Raw genomic sequence first — 17,505 nt, forward strand, 5'->3', positions numbered from 1 at the left:
TGTCCCACTGCTGAACCGTCAGGGTCCGATCCTGACCATCGACCAGGCTCAGTTCATTGTCCAGACCCGCATGAGAAGTGGCCGTGCCTATGAAGAGGCCGGCAAAGACCCCTGCCATTGCGGTCACCAATGCGACCAGCACCCGACTGAATGCCAACATGTTCTCCCTAGCTGTGTCGGTGATCCGATTCGTTCTTCACCAACCAGGGTCCCCACCCCAGAGATACATGGGCGATTCGCTACCCGATTAGGCAGGTCACATCCGTTTCTCATGCCGTGCTCATGATTGGCAGGAGAAACGTAACCGGGCATTTCCCAGGCGGCAACGCCAACGGTTTCCGGCCACCGAGCAGACAAACCCTGGCACAAAGTTTGCTGGATCAGCAGCCGAACGCGTCACACCGTCGCTGTCCATTGCCTGAGAGCCCGGCGCGCCGCGTTCGCCTGCGCCCGCCGCGCGAACGCCGCGCCAGAGCCCCGTCACGGCACCGGAACTGCTATTTCACCATTTCCATGGAGGGCGGGGCAGTCAATCACGCTGAGCAGAAGGATTGCCGTCACCATCGTCAATATCGCAACCCGCCCCGCCGACGGCTCCACGTTTGCGCTTGCTGTGTAAACGCCCCGTTACGCGCCGCCGAACGCCGGGATTAACTACACCGGCCGAAGATCCTTCAGCGGCCTCGCAGTCGTTATTCCTTTTTGTGGTTGACATCACACTTGCGGCGCTGGAGAACGTGCCTTCCGGGGCCGCTCAGCGGTCATGGTCGCCGAGGCGGAACCGCCTTCACCACCGCATTGATGCGGTTCCACGCATTGATCGTCACCGCCATGGAGACGACCTGCCCCAGCTCGCGTTCGGTGAAAGCCGCCGCCGCGCGTGCGTAGACCGCGTCGGAGACCGGTCCACGAGTCAGATCGGTCACCGCCTCGGTCAACGCCAACGCCGCCTGCTCCTGCTCGGTGAACAGATCGCCCGCCTCTTCCCAGGCGGCGATCAGCGACAGCCGCTGCTCGGTCTCGCCGTTTTGGCGGGCGTCGTGGGTGTGCATGTCGAGGCAGAAGGCGCAGCGGTTCATCTGTGAGGCCCGGATCTTGACCAGCTCACCGATGGTCGGGTCGATGTCCTTGGACGCCGTGCTCGACAGCGTCATCATCGCGTCGTAGAGACCCGGCGAGACCTTGTAGATCTTGAGGCGGTCAACGGTCACGGCGGGCTCGATTGTCTGTGTCATGACGACAACGCTAGCCGGGAAAGTACCGCCCAGATGGTTCAATATCGTGGTGATTTCACGGGCCAATTTCGGTCGGGACCTACACCTCGAGCTGCGCGCAAGGATTGAGCCCGGCAGCCGCACCGCCCGCGAACAGCTGATCACCGCTCTCCGAGAAGGAATCCGAACCGGCCGATTGAGCACCGAGACGCGACTGCCACCGTCACGCGCGCTGGCCTCCGATCTGGGACTGGCCCGCAACACCGTCGCCGAGGCCTACGCGGAGTTGGTCGCCGAAGGCTGGCTGGCCTCACGTCAGGGGGCGGGCACCTGGGTAGCGCGCACGACCGTCACTCCGCCGGCGCCACGCCCACGCCGCATTCCCTCGGTCCCTCGGCACAATCTGATGCCCGGCTCGCCCGATGTGTCGCAGTTCCCCCGGTCGGCCTGGTTGGCATCGGCCCGCCGGGCCATCACCGACGCGCCCGTATCCGCGCTGCGAATGGGCGATCCGCGCGGACCGCTGACGCTGCGCGAGGCACTCACCGAGTATCTGGGCCGGGTGCGAGGCGTGCGGACGACTCCGGAGTCGGTCGTGATCTGCTCCGGGGTGCGCGACGGCGTCGACCTGATCGGGCGAGTCCTGGGCACCGGCCGCCCCGTCGCGGTAGAAGCCCACGGGCTGTTCATCTTTCGCGACGTGCTCGCGGCGCTGGGCGTCCCGACAACACCGATCGGCGTCGACGGACACGGGGCGGTGATCGGCGACCTGGAGCGCCTGGACGCTTCGGCCGTACTACTTACTCCCGCGCATCAGAGTCCGTTCGGCATGGCGCTGCACCCGTCCCGCCGCACCGCGGTCATCGACTGGGCACAACGCACCAACGGGTACGTGCTGGACGACGACTACGACGGCGAGTTCCGCTACGACCGTCAGCCTGTCGGCGCCCTGCAGGCGTTGAACCCCGAACGGGTCGTCTACCTGGGCTCGGCCAGTAAGAGCATGGCGCAGGTGATGCGCGTCGGGTGGATGGTGCTGCCCGAGGCACTGATCGATCCGGTCATCGCGGCGGCCGGCGGGGCGCAGTACCACGTCGACGCCCTCACGGCACTGACGCTGGCCGACTTCATCCGCAGCGGCGGGTACGACCGGCACATCCGGCGGATGCGCAACCGCTATCGGCAACGACGCGACACCCTTGTCGCCGCACTCGCCGGGTTCGACCTCCGCATCGACGGTCTGGCTGCAGGAGTCAACATGCTGCTCACCCTGCCCGACGGCGCCGAACCCGAGGTGCTGCGCCGGGCCGGGGAGGCCGGCATCGCGTTGAACGGGCTGTCGCTCATGCGTCATCCCCTGGCCGGACCCGACACCCCCGACCCCGACGGGGTGATCATCGGATTCGGAGCGCCCGCCGAGCACGCCTTCGGGCCTGCGGTCGACGCGTTGTGCGGCGTGCTTTCAGCTGCGTTGCGTTAGGAATCCTCACCGACGATCAGGTCTGCCGGCCCGGTGGGCAGCCGCCACCCGAACATCAATCCGGCCAGCCGTAGCGTCGTCGCCAGCACCGAGCCCACCACCAGGCCGACCCACTGCGGACCGAAATAGTCGATGACGGCATAGGCAGTCGCACCGATCAAGGCGGGCACGGCATAGAGATCGGCAGGCCGCATCAGCATCGGGATCTCGCGGACCAGCACATCGCGGATGATGCCGCCGCCGATGGCGGTGGTCATGCCGATCAGCACTGCCGCGAACCAGCTGGCGCCGTGGTCCACGGCGAACGCCGCGCCCGAGGTCGCGAAGAAACCCATGCCGATCGCATCCAGCGGCAACACGATGTGGTTGAACCGGATGAGGTACTTCGCGGTGAGGGTGGCCACAACCGTCGCCGCCAGCGCCACCGTGATGTTCGGCCAGTGCTGAATGGAGACGGGCGGATGGACCCCGAGGAAGACGTCACGGATCACCCCGCCACTCACACCGGTCAGCACACCCAGGGCCGCGATCCCGAACAGATCGAAGCCCTTGCGGATCGCCACCATGACCCCCGATGACGCGAACACCGCGATCCCGAGGTCGTTGAGCACCGTCTGCAACACGAGTGCACCGTATGCGCTCGCTAAGCTGCCCGGGTGGCCGAACCTGTCATGTCGCCGACTCTTGACCTCAAAACGCAGGCGTTCCGGTTCCTCGTCACCGGCGGACTGGCCGCGATCGTGGACTTCGGCCTGTACGTCACCCTCCTTCGGCTGTTCTCCACGGTCTGGCACGTCGACGAGGACGTCCGGGTCAACGTCGCCAAGACCATCAGCTTCATCGCCGGAACCACCACGGCCTACCTGATCAACCGGCGCTGGACCTTCCAGGCGCCGCCCAGCAGGGCCCGGTTCATCGCGGTCTGCGTTCTCTACGCACTCACCTATGCGGTGCAGGTGGGCATCAACTTCGTGTTCTACATGCAGTTCGAGAACCAGCCCTGGCGAGTGCCGGTGGCTTTCGTCATCGCCCAGGGCACCGCGACGGTGATCAACTTCATCGTGCAACGTGCGGTGATCTTCAAACTGCACTGAGTTGGCATCACCTCCACGAGAGTGACGCCAGGGTTGTTCTGCGCACCGATCTGACAACCATCACGTCACACTCGGCGTTCAGTCGGGCTGGTCCGTGGCTACTGACGGGTACTCTCCTTAGCGATGTCGACTACTGACTTGCCGACCACTCCCAAGCGCCTGACAGGCTGGGGCCGGACCGCACCGACCGTGGCACAGGTGCTCTCTACCAGCGATCCCGAGGTCATCGTCAAGGCTGTGACCAGGGCCGCCGAGGAGAAGGGCCGGGGCGTGATCGCCCGCGGCCTTGGCCGCTCGTACGGCGACAACGCGCAGAACGGCGGCGGGCTCGTCATCGACATGTCCGCGCTGAACCAGATCCACTCGATCGACGCCGGTTCGCGGCTGGTCGACGTGGACGGCGGGGTCAACCTCGACCAACTGATGCGGGCCGCACTGCCCCACGGTCTGTGGGTTCCGGTGCTGCCGGGTACCCGTCAGGTCACCATCGGCGGCGCCATCGGCTGTGACATCCACGGCAAGAACCACCACAGCGCAGGCAGCTTCGGCAACCACGTGCGCTCGATCGACCTGCTGACCGCGAGTGGGGAGATCCGCAAGCTCACCCCGGACGGCCCCGAAGCCGAGCTGTTCTGGGCGACGGTCGGCGGCAACGGCCTGACGGGCATCGTGCTGCGGGCCACGATCGAGATGACGCCAACGGAGACGGCGTATTTCATCGCCGACGGCGATGTCACCCACGGCCTCGACGAGACCATCGAGTTCCACAGCGACGGAACCGAGGACAACTACACCTACTCGTCGGCCTGGTTCGATGCGATGAGTGCCCCGCCCAAGCTGGGACGCGCGGTGATCTCCCGCGGCTCGCTGGCGACACTGGACCAACTGCCTGCCAACCTCCAGCGCGATCCCCTGAAATTCGATGCACCGCAGTACTTCACCGCACCCGACGTCTTCCCCAACGGTCTGGGCAACAAACTCATCTTCGGTGCGATGACCGAGGTGTGGTACCGGTTGGGCAAGACCTACCGGGGTAAGGCGCAGAACCTGACGCAGTTCTACCACCCGCTGGACATGGTCGGGGAATGGAACCGCGCCTACGGTTCGAGCGGATTCACCCAGTACCAGTTCGTGGTGCCCACCGAGGCCGTCGACGAGTTCAAGCGCATCATGATCGACATCCAGCGGTCCGGGCACTACTCGTTCCTCAATGTGTTCAAGCTGTTCGGCCCGGGCAACCAGGCGCCACTGAGCTTCCCGATCCCCGGGTGGAACGTCTGCGTCGACTTCCAGATCAAGGCCGGCCTCAGCGAGTTCCTCACCGAACTCGACCGGCGTGTAATGGAATTCGGCGGCCGGCTCTACACCGCCAAGGACTCGCGGACCACGGCGAAGACGTTCCACGCCATGTACCCGCGCATCGAAGAGTGGCTGGCGGTGCGACGCAAGGTCGATCCCGACGGCTTGTTCGTCTCTGACATGGCACGCCGACTGGAGCTCGTCTAGCTCCTCACCGTTCACCTCGGATTGGCGAGAATTTTATTCTTGACTAATTCCAGAAAACGGACCAGACTCGGTCCCGTGGCGACAACCGCGGACTTCCAGCAGATGCTGAGAAGCGCCGATATGCGTGTGACCCGCCCCCGAGTGGCGGTCCTGCATGCAGTCCATGCGCACCCGCACGCCGATACGGAAACGATCATCCGGTCGGTGCGTGAAGACCTGCCCGACGTCTCCCACCAAGCCGTGTACGACTCGTTGCATGCGCTGACCGCAGCAGCACTGGTGCGGCGCATCCAACCATCCGGTTCGGTCGCTCGATACGAATCACGTATCGGCGACAACCACCACCACGTCGTGTGCCGATCGTGTGGCGCAATCGCCGATGTGGACTGCGCGGCCGGGTCTGCCCCATGCCTGACCGCGTCACATGACCACGGTTTCGAGATCGATGAAGCCGAGGTCATCTACTGGGGTACTTGCCCCGAATGTTCCACTGCCCCAACTAGATAACCCTTAACCCGCCAGCCCCGGAAAGGATTTGTCATGGCCGACGCCGAAACTCACCCCCCGATTGGTGAAGCACAAACCGAACCCGCCGAAAGCGGTTGTCCCATGGTCATCAAGCCCCCCGTCGAGGGCGGCAGCAACCGCGACTGGTGGCCGAACGCGGTCAATCTGAAGATCCTCCAGAAGAATCCCCCCGCCATCGACCCGTCGGACGAGGGTTACGACTACCGCGAGGCCGTCAAGTCTCTCGATGTCGAGGCCTTCCAGCGCGATTTCGATGAGCTGCTGACCAATTCCCAGGACTGGTGGCCCGCCGACTTCGGTCACTACGGTCCCCTGTTCGTCCGCATGTCCTGGCACGCCGCGGGCACCTACCGCGTCGAGGACGGCCGCGGCGGCGGCGGGCGCGGCATGCAGCGCTTCGCCCCGCTGAACAGCTGGCCCGACAACGTCAGCCTGGACAAGGCCCGCCGTCTGCTGTGGCCGCTGAAGAAGAAGTACGGCAAGCAGATCTCGTGGTCCGACCTGATCGTCTACGCCGGCAACCGGGCGATGGAGCACATGGGCTTCAAGACCGCGGGCTTCGCCTTCGGCCGCCCGGACTTCTGGGAGCCCGAGGAGGACATCTACTGGGGCGCCGAGCACGAGTGGCTGGGCTCGCAGGAACGCTACGCCGGTGCCGACGGTGACCGCACCAAGCTGGAGAACCCGCTGGGCGCCAGCCACATGGGCCTGATCTACGTCAACCCCGAAGGCCCCGAAGGCAATCCGGATTACCTGGCCGCCGCCATCGACATCCGCGAGACGTTCGGCCGCATGGCGATGAACGACATCGAGACCGCGGCTCTGATCGTCGGTGGCCACACCTTCGGCAAGACCCACGGCGCCACCGACATCGAGAACGGTGTCGAGCCCGAAGCCGCACCGCTCGAGCAGATGGGCCTTGGCTGGGCCAACCCCGGCCTCGGCAACGACACCGTCAGCAGCGGCATCGAGGTGACCTGGACGCACACCCCCACCAAGTGGGACAACAGCTTCCTGGAGATCCTCTACGGCAACGAGTGGGAGCTGACCAAGAGCCCCGCGGGCGCCAACCAGTGGAAGCCCAAGGACGGCGGCTGGGCCAACTCGGTGCCGATGGCGCAGGGCACCGGCAAGACCCACCCCTCGATGCTCACCACCGACCTGTCCATGCGGTTCGACCCGATCTACGGCGAGATCACCCGCCGCTGGCTGGATCACCCCGAGGAGCTGGCCGAGGAGTACGCCAAGGCCTGGTTCAAGCTGATCCACCGCGACATGGGTCCGGTGACCCGCTACCTCGGTCCGCTGGTGCCCAAGCAGACCTGGGTGTGGCAGGACATCATCCCGGCCGGTAAGCAGCTGTCCGATGCCGACGTCGCCACCCTCAAGGCGGCGATCGCGGATTCGGGTCTGACCACCCAGCAGCTGGTCGACACCGCGTGGAAGGCGGCGGCCTCGTACCGCTCCAGCGACATGCGTGGCGGCGCCAACGGCGGCCGGATCCGGCTGCAGCCGCAGCTCGGCTGGGAGGTCAACGAGCCCGAGGAGCTGGCACCGGTGATCGCCAAGCTCGAGGAGATCCAGGCCGGTTCGGACACTGGGGTGTCCTTCGCCGATCTGGTGGTTCTCGGCGGCGTCGTGGGTCTCGAAAAGGCAATCAAGGACGCCGGTTTCGACGTCGCGGTGCCGTTCACCTCGGGCCGCGGCGACGCCACCCAGGAGCAGACCGACGTCGACTCGTTCGCTTACCTGGAGCCCAAGGGCGACGGTTTCCGCAACTTCGTGGCCAAGGGTGACAGCCTGCCTGCCGAGTACCGCCTGATCGACCGGGCCAACCTGCTCGGCCTGTCGGGTCCGGAGCTGACAGTGCTGATCGGCGGCCTGCGCGTGCTGGGCGCCAACCACGGTGGCTCGGACGTCGGTGTCTTGACGGACAAGAAGGGTCAGCTGACCAACGATTACTTCGTCAACCTCACCGACATGGGCATCAAGTGGGCACCGGCACCGGCCGATGACGGCAGCTACGTCGGCACCGACCGCGCCAGCGGCTCCCCGAAGTGGACCGCCAGCCGCGTCGACCTGCTGTTCGGCTCGAACTCGCAGCTGCGGGCGCTCGCCGAGGTCTACGCCGAGGACGATTCCAAGGAGAAGTTCGTGAAGGACTTCGTCGCCGCTTGGACAAAGGTGATGGACAACGACCGGTTCGATCTGGCCTGATCGCCTGACCGACTGGTAACGCAACACCCCGCGGGCTTCAAGCTCGCGGGGTGTTGTTGGCTCACTGGCCTTTTGCGCGCATGGCCCGATACGCCGCTTTACCGAACGTCTCCGCGACCAACTCGGCATCGCCATCGTCGTCAAGCATCTTCCGGACGGCCGCCTCACAGATCGCCAGGAACACCTCGACCAGCATCGGCAGCGTGACATCGACATCGGCGACCTGCCACCGTTGCAGCAGTGGCCGCATCGCGGTGGCGAGCTGACCCCGGATCCGCTCCCGGCCGGCGACGATCGCCGCGGTGAGCACCGGATCGGGATCGGCCGCGAAGATGATGCGCCACGAGGCCGGACGCTCGCGGACCGTGCTGTGCAGCGCGTGGAATCCATCGACGAACAGTTGCTCGATCGATCCGGTGCGCTCAGGTGGCAACAGTTCGAGCAGGCTCGCCAGCACCGCGTCGGTTTCCCGATCCAACAGTGCGGCAAGCACTTCCCCGCGGCCGGGGTAGCAGGCGTACACCACCGGCCGGGTGACACCCAGACGTCGCGCGATGGTCCCCATCGTCACGTCGGCCAGGCCCTGGTGCGCGGCGATCTCCAACGCGGTATCGAGCACCTGCGGCCGACGGCGGTCCGGGCCCAGGTGTTCGGCGCGGGCCCGGTTGGCTAGTGCGGCATCTTCCATGTCAACCGATGGTGCCAAGGATCGGCTGTGATTCCACGATCCCCTCGTCACTCGGCGCGCGGCCCTCGCCGAACACGCGGACCGCCTGCCTGTCGCGAAGCGCGAAGTGAGCCTGACTCGGTGCGTCGTAACCGAAGCGGCGCTGGGCCTCTCGCGGCGTCGTCGTCACGGGATCCTTCGGCGGGACGGACAGCAGGACCCGGGCGCCGATGGGCAGGGTCGCCGGCGAGAGCAGCCGCAGCAGGATCAGCTCGAGCCGGGTACTCATCGCGATCACCCGGAACCCGATCCGCAGCGGCAGCACGGCCAGCGCGTCGAGGACCCGGGATGTGCTGAGCCCGGCCATTTCCCGCATCCAGCGCGGCATCGTCGCCAGGGTGCCGCGGCGCAGGAAGGCAGTGATGACCGTGGTGCCGGGGCGCAGCAGCAGCGGCATCTTGGGCAACATCACCTCGGCACCGAGCAGGTGATGCATGGCCTGGCGGGCGATGTCCGAGCCGATCAGCTGGGGCCGCATCTGCTCGAAGTAGTCGCGGATGCCCTCGCGGGTCAGCGGAACGTCGGAGGGATCGCAGGTCTGCAGTTCGGCTGCGACCGCGCATTCCCGCCAGTACTGCAACTCCTCCTCGGGTGACAGCGGGCCGGGGCCGTACTTCTCGTAGGCCACCAGGATGGAATGCCAGGCAGTCAGGTGGATCCACAACTGCGAACCGGGATCGTTGGCGTCATACGTCTTTCCGGTGACGGGGTCGGTGCCGATGGCCTTGGAGTGGATCTTGACCAGGACATCGGCGGCCTTCGTGGTCGAACGGCTGTCGTCGAACGCCACCATGACGAAGTACCGCAGCGTGCGGTCATAGCGGGTGCGCGGCCGCGCGTAGATCTCATGGGTCTTGTCGACCGCCGCGACCAGCGCGGGGTCGAGTTCCTCGATGACGACGGCCCGCTGGAACCCGATCGACAGCGAGGTGGGGTAACTCCACACCTTCCAAGTCACCGAATCGGGACCGAAGAATCCGTAGTCCTCCCCCGGTTCGGTGTCGGGCAGTGTCAGCCAGTCGCGGATCGTCATGATCTCCCCCATTTCCTACACGGTGTAGAAAAAAGCTACGTCGTGTAGGAAATGCGGTCAAGACCCTGCGCCCGAAATCTCCGACGGAGATCGACCCGGCTCGGAGGTCAGTTCACCGTGACAGCTTTGAGCTCGGCGAACATCGCGTCGATCACATCAGCCAGATCGGCGCCATCGGATGCCGAGATCCATTGCCCGAAGGCCACTTTGAAAACCGCGACGCCGGCCTGCGCGGCCAGGCTCGCAGCGGGCTCGACAACGCCACGGGCGCGCAGGGCCTCGGCCGTGGTGGTGGCCAGCGCGGCGAGCTTGGCGAGCTCGCGCTCCCGAAGGCCCGGGTTGGCGTCGATGACAGCCTGCCGCCGGCGGGCGTGGTCCCGCCGTTCGACGAAGATCGCCGTCACCGCCCCCAGTCCTGCCCTGACCATGTCCAGGGCGGAGGCCGACTCCGGCGCGTCCGCGATCGCACCCACGAGGGTGTCGCTCAGCAGATGCTCACCCCAGAACAGCACCTCGCGCTTGTCGGCGAAATGACGGAAGTAGGTGCGCTCGGTAAGCCCGGCCCGCTCTGCGATCTCGGCGACGGCGGTCTGCTCGAAGCCCTGCTCCCCGAAGAGCTCGAGCGCAGCCTCTTCCAGCCGGCCACGGGCATTGGGTTCCCATCGCGCCATCCCGAGATTCTATGTGATGACAGTTGCTGACATCGTGCGTATCGTTGGCGATGACAGCAACTGACATCACTGTGGAGGTTCCCATGCGGATATTCGTCACCGGCGCATCCGGCTTCATCGGCTCGGCCGTCGTACCCGAGCTCATCGGGGCCGGGCATCAGGTCCTCGGTCTGGCCCGCTCCGACGCGTCGGCAGCTGCGCTGCGAGCCGCCGGCGCCGAGGTCCACCGCGGCGACCTCGACGACCCGGACAGCCTGCGGTCAGGCGCACAGGACGCCGACGGCGTCATCCACCTGGCCTTCGTGCACGACTTCAACGAGTTCGCCGCCGCGAGCGAGATCGACCGCCGCGCGATCGAGACACTCGGCGAGACACTCGCCGGGTCGGACCGCCCACTGGTCGTGGCATCCGGCACCACCGGCATCCGGTTTGGGGAGGTCTCCACCGAGGACGACGCGGCGACGCCCGGGTTACCGCGGGTCTCCGAGGCGACGGCATTGGCGTTCGCCGACCGCGGCGTGCGCTCGTCGGTGGTGCGGCTGCCACCCTCGGTACACGGGCCGGGCGATCACGGATTCGTCCCGCAGCTCATCGAGATCGCCCGGGCACGCGGTGAATCGGGCTACCCCGGCGACGGCTCCAACCGCTGGCCGGCCGTGCACCGACTCGACGCCGCGAGACTGTTCCGGCTGGCCGTCGAATCGGCGCCCGCCGGTTCGCGACTTCATGCGGTCGCCGAGGAGGGCATGCCGGTCCGCGACATCGCCGGCGTCATCGGCAGGCAACTGCATCTGCCCGTCACGGGCATCGCCCCGGATGCCGCGACGGAGCACTTCGGCTGGATCGGCACGATCTTCTCGCTCGATGTCCCCGCATCGAGCGTGCACACCAGGGACCGGTTCGGTTGGACGCCGACCGAGATCGGACTGCTCGACGACCTCGCGCTCGGCCACTACTTCTGATTCCCGATGGCCTGGCCTGGACGTTCGACCTCGCGGGACGGGACGCACGGTACCCTCGTCACGATGTCCCACGAGGCTTGGAGCTGCGCTAGATGGTGTTCGACGCCGTAGGTAACCCCCAGACGATTCTGCTGCTCGGCGGCACTTCAGAGATCGGGCTGGCGATCTGTGAGCGCTATCTGCGCGACGCGTCGGCCCGCATCGTGCTGGCCGCCCTGCCCGGTGATCCCGGCCGCGACGACGCCGTCGCCCAGCTGCGCAAGGCGGGCGCCAGCGCGGTCGAGGTCATCGACTTCGACGCGGTCGACACCGCCAGTCACCCGGACGTGATCGACAAGGCGTTCGCCTCCGGTGACGTAGATGTCGCGATCGTCGCGTTCGGCCTGCTCGGTGATGCCGAGGAGCTTTGGCAGAACCAGCGCAAGGCTGTGCAGATCGCCGAGATCAACTACACCGCAGCCGTTTCGGTCGGTGTCCTCGTCGGCGAGAAGATGCGGGCACAGGGCTACGGCCAGATCATCGCGATGAGCTCGGCCGCCGGCGAGCGGGTGCGTCGCTCCAACTTCGTCTACGGCTCCACCAAAGCCGGGCTCGACGGGTTCTACCTCGGCCTGGGCGAGGCGCTGCGCGAATACGGCCCGCGGGTGCTGGTGATCCGGCCCGGGCAGGTCCGCACCCGGATGAGCGCCCACGTCAAGGAAGCCCCGCTGACCGTCGACAAGGAATACGTCGCCGAACTGGCCGTCACCGCGTCGGCCAAGGGCAAGGAGCTGGTCTGGGCGCCGGGTGCGTTCCGCTACGTGATGATGGTTTTGCGGCACATCCCGCGCTCCATCTTCCGCAAGCTCCCCATCTAATGCCGGCCGGAGTGGCCGGTCCGGCCAGGGTGGCCGGACACATGGTGATCGCCCTGATGCTCGCCTCGGCGGTGGCCGGGGTGTCGATCGCGGCGATCGCCCAGGTCCAATGGCCGGCCTACAACACGTCCAACCAACTGCACGCACTCACCACGGTGGGCCAGGTCGGCGCGCTGGCCGGAATCCTCGCCGCCGGTCTGATCTGGCGGCGCGGCCGGCGCACCCTGGCCCGGCTGGTCGGCCTGATCTTCCTGTCGGCCTTCTCGGTGGTCACCCTGGCGATGCCGCTGGGCGCGACCAAGCTCTACCTGTTCGGGGTCTCGGTCGACCAGCAGTTCCGCACCGAATACCTCACCCGGCTCGCCGACACCCCCGGCCTGCACGACATGACCTACTTCGGGCTGCCGCCGTACTACCCGGCGGGCTGGTTCTGGATGGGCGGGCGCATCGCCGCGGCCACCGACACCCCGGCCTGGGAGATGTTCAAGCCCTGGTCGATCGTCTCGATCACCATCGCCGTGGCGCTGGCATTCGTGTTGTGGGCCACCATGATTCGCTTCGAGTACGCGCTGATCGTGACGACCGCGAGCACCGCGGCGATGCTGGCCTACTCCTCCACCGAGCCCTACGCCGCGATCATCACCGTGCTGTTGCCGCCGGTGTTCGTGCTGGCCTGGTCGGGGCTACGGGGCAAAACCCGCAACGGTGGGTGGGCCGCCGTCATCGGCGTCGGGATCTTCCTCGGCTTCGCCGCCCTGCTCTACACCCTGCTGTTCCTCTACTGCGCATTCACGCTCACCATCATGGGGCTGGTGCTGGCCGTGGCGCGCCGCAGCATCGACCCGCTGCTGCGGCTGACCGTCATCGCCGTCATCTCCGGGGCCATCGCCCTGCTCACTTGGGCCCCGTACCTACTGGCGTCGTTGCGCGGTGAACCCGCCGAGAAGGGCACCGCCCAGCACTACCTGCCCGACGCCGGCGCCCAGCTGACCTTCCCTATGCTGAGCTTCACCCTGCTCGGCGCGCTGTGCATGCTCGGCACGCTGTGGCTCGTGATCCGCGCCCGCAGCTCGACCCGGGCCGGGGCCCTGGCCATCGCGGTGCTCGCCGTCTACGCCTGGTCTCTGCTGTCGATGCTGACCACCCTGGCCGGCACCACCCTGCTGTCCTTCCGGTTGCAGCCCGCCCTGACCGTCCTGCTCACCACCGCAGGGGCGTTCGGGTTCGTTGAATCGGCACAGGGCCTGGCCCGTCTCGCAGCGAGGCGCTACCGGGCCGAAACCGCGCGGCGGGTGGTCGCCGCAGCCACTGCCATCGGCGCGATCGGCGCCGTCACCTTCAGCCAGGACATCCCCGATGTGCTGCGCCCCGACATCAACGTGGCCTACACCGACACCGACGGCACCGGACTGCGCGCCGACCGCCGGGCTCCGGGGGCCGAACGCTACTACCGCGAGATCGACGCCAAGATCGCCGAGGTCACCGGGGTGCCGCGCAACCAGACCGTGGTGCTGACCGCCGACTACAGCTTCCTGTCGTTCTACCCCTACTACGGGTTCCAGGGCCTGACGTCGCACTACGCGAACCCGCTGGCCGAGTTCGACAAGCGGGCCAAGGCCATCGAGGGCTGGGCCACGATGGGCAAGCCCGACCAGTTCGTGAAGGCGCTCGACGAGATGCCCTGGAAGGCGCCCACCGTGTTCCTCATGCGCCACGGCGCGAACGACACCTACACGCTGCGCCTGGCCTCAGACGTCTACCCCAATCAGCCGAATGTGCGCCGCTACCACGTGGCGCTCGACGCGGCCCTGTTCGAAGATCCACGTTTCGAGGTGACCGACATCGGCCCCTTTGTCCTGGCGATCAGAAAGCCAACCCCCGATGGCCATTAGTTCCGGCGCAGATACGCCGATAGCATCAGAGCCCGTGACGGGACCGCAGGGAACCGCCGGCAGCAACCACCGGACGGTGCGGCTCATCGCGATCGTCGCCGGTTTGCTCGGCGTATTGATGGCGGTGGCAACACCGTTGCTTCCGGTCAAGCAGACCACCGCCCAGCTGAACTGGCCGCAGAACGGCACCTGGCAGAGCATCAACGCGCCACTGATCGGGTATGTCGCCACCGACCTGACCATCACCGTGCCGTGCCAGGCCGCGGCCGGACTGGCCGGGCCCGAGAATCGCGGCAAGACGGTTCTCTTGTCCACCGTGCCCAAGCAGGCCCCGAAGGCAGTCGACCGCGGATTGTTGATCGAGCGGGTCAACAACGACCTGCTAGTCATCGTGCGCAACACTCCGGTGGTCAGCGCGCCGCTGGCCGCCGTGCTCAGCCCGGCCTGCCAGTCCCTGACGTTCACCGCGCACGCCGACAAGGTGACCGGCGAATTCGTCGGGCTGACACAGGGCGACGCCAGCGAAACCGCCGACGACCCGACCGCACCTTTGCGTGGTGAGCGCGGCGGCTATGACTTCCGTCCGCAGATCGTCGGCATCTTCACCGACCTGTCCGGGCCGGCACCCGAGGGCCTGAAGTTCTCGGCCACCATCGACTCCCGCTACAGCAGTGCCCCGACGCTGCTCAAGATGCTGGCGATGATCATCGGGGTGGCGATGACCGTCATCGCGCTGGGCGCCCTGCACCGTCTCGACACCGCCGACGGCGTCCGGCACCGACGCTTCCTCCCACCCCGCTGGTGGTCGATGACGCCGCTGGACGGGCTGGTCACCGCGGTCCTCGTGTGGTGGCACTTCGTCGGGGCGAACACGTCGGACGACGGCTACATCCTGACGATGGCCCGGGTGTCCGAACACGCCGGCTACATGGCCAACTACTACCGCTGGTTCGGCACGCCCGAAGCCCCGTTCGGCTGGTACTACGACCTGCTGGCCCTGTGGGCCCACGTCTCCACCAACAGCGTCTGGATGCGGCTGCCCACACTCGTGATGGCACTCGCCTGCTGGTGGGTGATCAGCCGCGAGGTGCTCCCGCGCCTGGGCCGCGCCGTCAAGACCAACCGCGCCGCGGCCTGGACCGCCGCGGGCATGTTCCTGGCGTTCTGGCTGCCGCTCAACAACGGGCTGCGCCCTGAACCGATCATCGCCCTCGGCATCCTGCTGACCTGGTGTTCGGTGGAGCGCGGGGTGGCCACGAACCGCATGTTGCCGGTGGCGATCGCGATCATCATCGGCGCGCTGACACTGTTCTCCGGACCCACCGGCATCGCTGCCGTCGGCGCCCTGCTGGTCGCCGTGGGACCGCTGAAAACGATTGTGGCCCGGCATACCTCACGCTTCGGACACCTGCCGCTGCTGGCGCCGATCCTGGCTGCCTGCACCGTGACGATTATCCTGATCTTCCGCGACCAGACACTGGCCGGTGAGCTGCAGGCCAGCACCTTCAAATCCGCCGTCGGCCCCAGCCTGGCGTGGTTCGACGAGCACATCCGCTATTCGCGGTTGTTCACCTCGAGCCCGGACGGTTCGGTGGCGCGGCGCTTCGCGGTGCTGACGCTGCTGGTGGCGCTGGCCGTGTCGGTGGCGATGACGCTGCGCAAGGGCCGCATCCCCGGCACCGCCGCCGGTCCGAGCCGACGCATCATCGGCATCACGATCATCTCGTTCCTCGCGATGATGTTCACCCCGACCAAGTGGACCCACCACTTCGGCGTGTTCGCCGGTCTGGCCGGATCGCTCGGCGCACTGGCCGCGGTCGCGGTGACCGCCGCGGCGATGAAGTCCCGGCGCAACCGGTCGATGTTCGCCGCACTCGTGCTGTTCGTGATGGCGCTGTCGTTCGCGACTGTCAACGGCTGGTGGTACGTCTCCAACTTCGGAGTGCCGTGGTCGAACTCGTTCCCCGAGTGGCACTTCGGATTCACCACGATGCTGCTGGGCTTGTCGGTGCTGTCCCTTCTGCTGGCGGCCTGGTTCCACTTCACCGACCGCGACCAGTCCCCGGACGAGCCGCCGCACCGCTGGCAACGGATCGTGCAATCGCCGCTGGCGATCGCCGCCTGGGTGCTGGTGATGTTCGAGGTGGTCTCGCTGACCCTGGCGATGACCGAGCAGTACCCGGCCTGGTCGGTCGGGCGCTCCAACCTCGAGGCGCTCACCGGCAAGACCTGCGGACTGGCCAACGACGTGATGGTCGAGGAGAACGCGAACACCGGCCTCCTGGCACCGATCAGCGAGCCGCCGGGGCAGGCACTCGGCGCGGTCACCGCGCAGGGATTCGGTCCCAACGGCATCCCGTCGGACGTCTCGGCCGACCCGGTGATGGAACAGCCCGGTGCGGGCAACTTCGCCGACACCGACTCGGGCACCGTGACGGGCAGCGAGGTCGGCACCGAAGGCGGGACCACCGCGGCCGCCGGGGTCAACGGCTCCCGGGCGTCTCTGCCATACGGACTCGACCCCGCCACGACCCCGGTGCTGGGCAGCTGGCGCTCCGGCACCCAGCAGCCCGCGATCATGCGCTCGGCCTGGTACCGGCTGCCCGACCGGGACAAGGCCGGACCGCTACTGGTCGTGTCGGCCGCAGGCCGCTTCGATCCGGGTGAGGTCGTGGTGCAGTGGGCCACCGATGCCCAGGCCGCCGAGAACAAGCCCGGCGGCGGTGTCGGGTTCGCCGATGTCGGCGCAGCACCGGCCTGGCGCAACCTGCGCGCCCCGATGGCCGCCATCCCCCACGAGGCCACCCAGATCCGCCTGGTCGCCTCCGACGACGACCTGGCCCCGCAGCACTGGATCGCGGTGACCCCGCCGCGGATCCCGGAACTGCGCAGCCTGCAGGACGTGGTCGGCTCATCCGACCCGGTGCTGCTCGACTGGCTGGTGGGTCTGGCATTCCCGTGCCAGCGCCCGTTCGGTCATCAGTACGGCGTCACCGAGGTGCCCAAGTGGCGAATCCTGCCGGACCGCTTCGGCGCCGAGGCCAACTCGCCGGTGATGGACTACCTGGGTGGTGGCCCGCTGGGCATCTCCGAACTGCTGCTGCGGCCGTCGAGCGTGCCGACGTATCTGAAGAACGACTGGTTCCGGGACTGGGGCTCGCTGCAACGGCTCACACCCTGGTATCCGGACGCCACAACGGCCCGCCTGGACCTGGGCACCGCGATCCGCAGTGGACTGTGGAGCCCGGCGCCGCTGAGGCACAGCTGATCAAACCCCGTGCTTGATTAGAAGTTCACACACACTCTCGCCAAAAGGGCGACGGT

General features: G+C 67.2%; 14 protein-coding genes and 1 pseudogene. 9 read left to right on the top strand and 6 right to left on the bottom strand.

Features of this window, described 5'->3' with window-relative positions:
- Both A5779_RS13775 and A5779_RS13780 read right to left on the bottom strand, forming a co-directional pair.
- Window positions 1-160, bottom strand: a pseudogene (locus A5779_RS13775) (MspA family porin); the annotation flags it as partial.
- A gap of 601 nt (window positions 161-761) precedes the next feature.
- Window positions 762-1,235: a carboxymuconolactone decarboxylase family protein gene (locus tag A5779_RS13780; protein WP_064882747.1), complete on the bottom strand. Its 474-nt coding sequence runs from the start codon at window positions 1,233-1,235 to the stop codon at window positions 762-764.
- A 49-nt stretch (window positions 1,236-1,284) separates the two neighbouring features.
- Between A5779_RS13780 and pdxR the strand changes: the two genes are divergently transcribed.
- Window positions 1,285-2,694, top strand: a complete 1,410-nt coding sequence (gene pdxR / locus A5779_RS13785; RefSeq protein ID WP_064882825.1) for a MocR-like pyridoxine biosynthesis transcription factor PdxR — start codon at window positions 1,285-1,287, stop codon at window positions 2,692-2,694.
- Here pdxR and A5779_RS13790 read toward each other — a convergent pair.
- Window positions 2,691-3,317, bottom strand: a complete 627-nt coding sequence (locus A5779_RS13790) for a trimeric intracellular cation channel family protein (RefSeq protein ID WP_064882749.1) — start codon at window positions 3,315-3,317, stop codon at window positions 2,691-2,693. The genes pdxR and A5779_RS13790 overlap by 4 nt on opposite strands.
- Window positions 3,318-3,365: 48 nt before the next feature.
- Here A5779_RS13790 and A5779_RS13795 point away from each other — a divergent pair, with 48 nt between their 5' ends.
- From A5779_RS13795 to katG, 4 genes are all read left to right on the top strand, one after another.
- Complete coding sequence (locus A5779_RS13795) at window positions 3,366-3,788, top strand: GtrA family protein (protein WP_064882827.1); 423 nt, start codon at window positions 3,366-3,368, stop codon at window positions 3,786-3,788.
- Between the two features lie 123 nt (window positions 3,789-3,911).
- On the top strand, window positions 3,912-5,294 hold the full coding sequence (locus A5779_RS13800) for a decaprenylphosphoryl-beta-D-ribose oxidase (RefSeq protein WP_064882751.1): 1,383 nt from the start codon (window positions 3,912-3,914) through the stop codon (window positions 5,292-5,294).
- A gap of 102 nt (window positions 5,295-5,396) precedes the next feature.
- A complete protein-coding gene (locus tag A5779_RS13805; RefSeq protein WP_055120858.1) occupies window positions 5,397-5,801 on the top strand; it encodes a Fur family transcriptional regulator in 405 nt (134 codons plus the stop codon).
- 33 nt (window positions 5,802-5,834) lie between these two features.
- Window positions 5,835-8,039 carry a catalase/peroxidase HPI gene (katG, locus tag A5779_RS13810; protein WP_064882753.1) on the top strand — a complete coding sequence of 735 codons (2,205 nt, stop codon included), beginning with the start codon at window positions 5,835-5,837 and terminating at the stop codon, window positions 8,037-8,039.
- Between the two features lie 61 nt (window positions 8,040-8,100).
- Here katG and A5779_RS13815 read toward each other — a convergent pair whose 3' ends face one another.
- From A5779_RS13815 to A5779_RS13825, 3 genes are all read right to left on the bottom strand, one after another.
- A complete protein-coding gene (locus A5779_RS13815; protein WP_064882755.1) occupies window positions 8,101-8,727 on the bottom strand; it encodes a TetR/AcrR family transcriptional regulator in 627 nt (208 codons plus the stop codon).
- Window position 8,728: 1 nt separating this feature from the next.
- A complete protein-coding gene (locus tag A5779_RS13820) occupies window positions 8,729-9,811 on the bottom strand; it encodes an oxygenase MpaB family protein (RefSeq protein WP_064882756.1) in 1,083 nt (360 codons plus the stop codon).
- Between the two features lie 95 nt (window positions 9,812-9,906).
- On the bottom strand, window positions 9,907-10,470 hold the full coding sequence (locus tag A5779_RS13825; RefSeq protein WP_064882758.1) for a TetR/AcrR family transcriptional regulator: 564 nt from the start codon (window positions 10,468-10,470) through the stop codon (window positions 9,907-9,909).
- Window positions 10,471-10,553: 83 nt separating this feature from the next.
- Between A5779_RS13825 and A5779_RS13830 the strand changes: the two genes are divergently transcribed.
- The 4 genes from A5779_RS13830 (at window position 10,554) to A5779_RS13845 (ending at window position 17,449) form a co-directional block, all read left to right on the top strand.
- Window positions 10,554-11,432: an SDR family oxidoreductase gene (locus A5779_RS13830; protein WP_064882759.1), complete on the top strand. Its 879-nt coding sequence runs from the start codon at window positions 10,554-10,556 to the stop codon at window positions 11,430-11,432.
- Window positions 11,433-11,524: 92 nt separating this feature from the next.
- A complete protein-coding gene (locus tag A5779_RS13835; RefSeq protein ID WP_064882760.1) occupies window positions 11,525-12,289 on the top strand; it encodes a decaprenylphospho-beta-D-erythro-pentofuranosid-2-ulose 2-reductase in 765 nt (254 codons plus the stop codon).
- On the top strand, window positions 12,289-14,181 hold the full coding sequence (locus A5779_RS13840) for a galactan 5-O-arabinofuranosyltransferase (RefSeq protein ID WP_110777289.1): 1,893 nt from the start codon (window positions 12,289-12,291) through the stop codon (window positions 14,179-14,181). The genes A5779_RS13835 and A5779_RS13840 overlap by 1 nt, the downstream gene beginning before the upstream one ends.
- Complete coding sequence (locus tag A5779_RS13845) at window positions 14,171-17,449, top strand: arabinosyltransferase domain-containing protein (RefSeq protein WP_413784917.1); 3,279 nt, start codon at window positions 14,171-14,173, stop codon at window positions 17,447-17,449. Before A5779_RS13840 ends, A5779_RS13845 begins: the two co-directional genes overlap by 11 nt.
- Window positions 17,450-17,505: the final 56 nt, after the last annotated feature.

The sequence above is a fragment of the Mycolicibacterium peregrinum genome (genome assembly GCF_001665625.1).
Taxonomy (GTDB): domain Bacteria; phylum Actinomycetota; class Actinomycetes; order Mycobacteriales; family Mycobacteriaceae; genus Mycobacterium; species Mycobacterium peregrinum_B.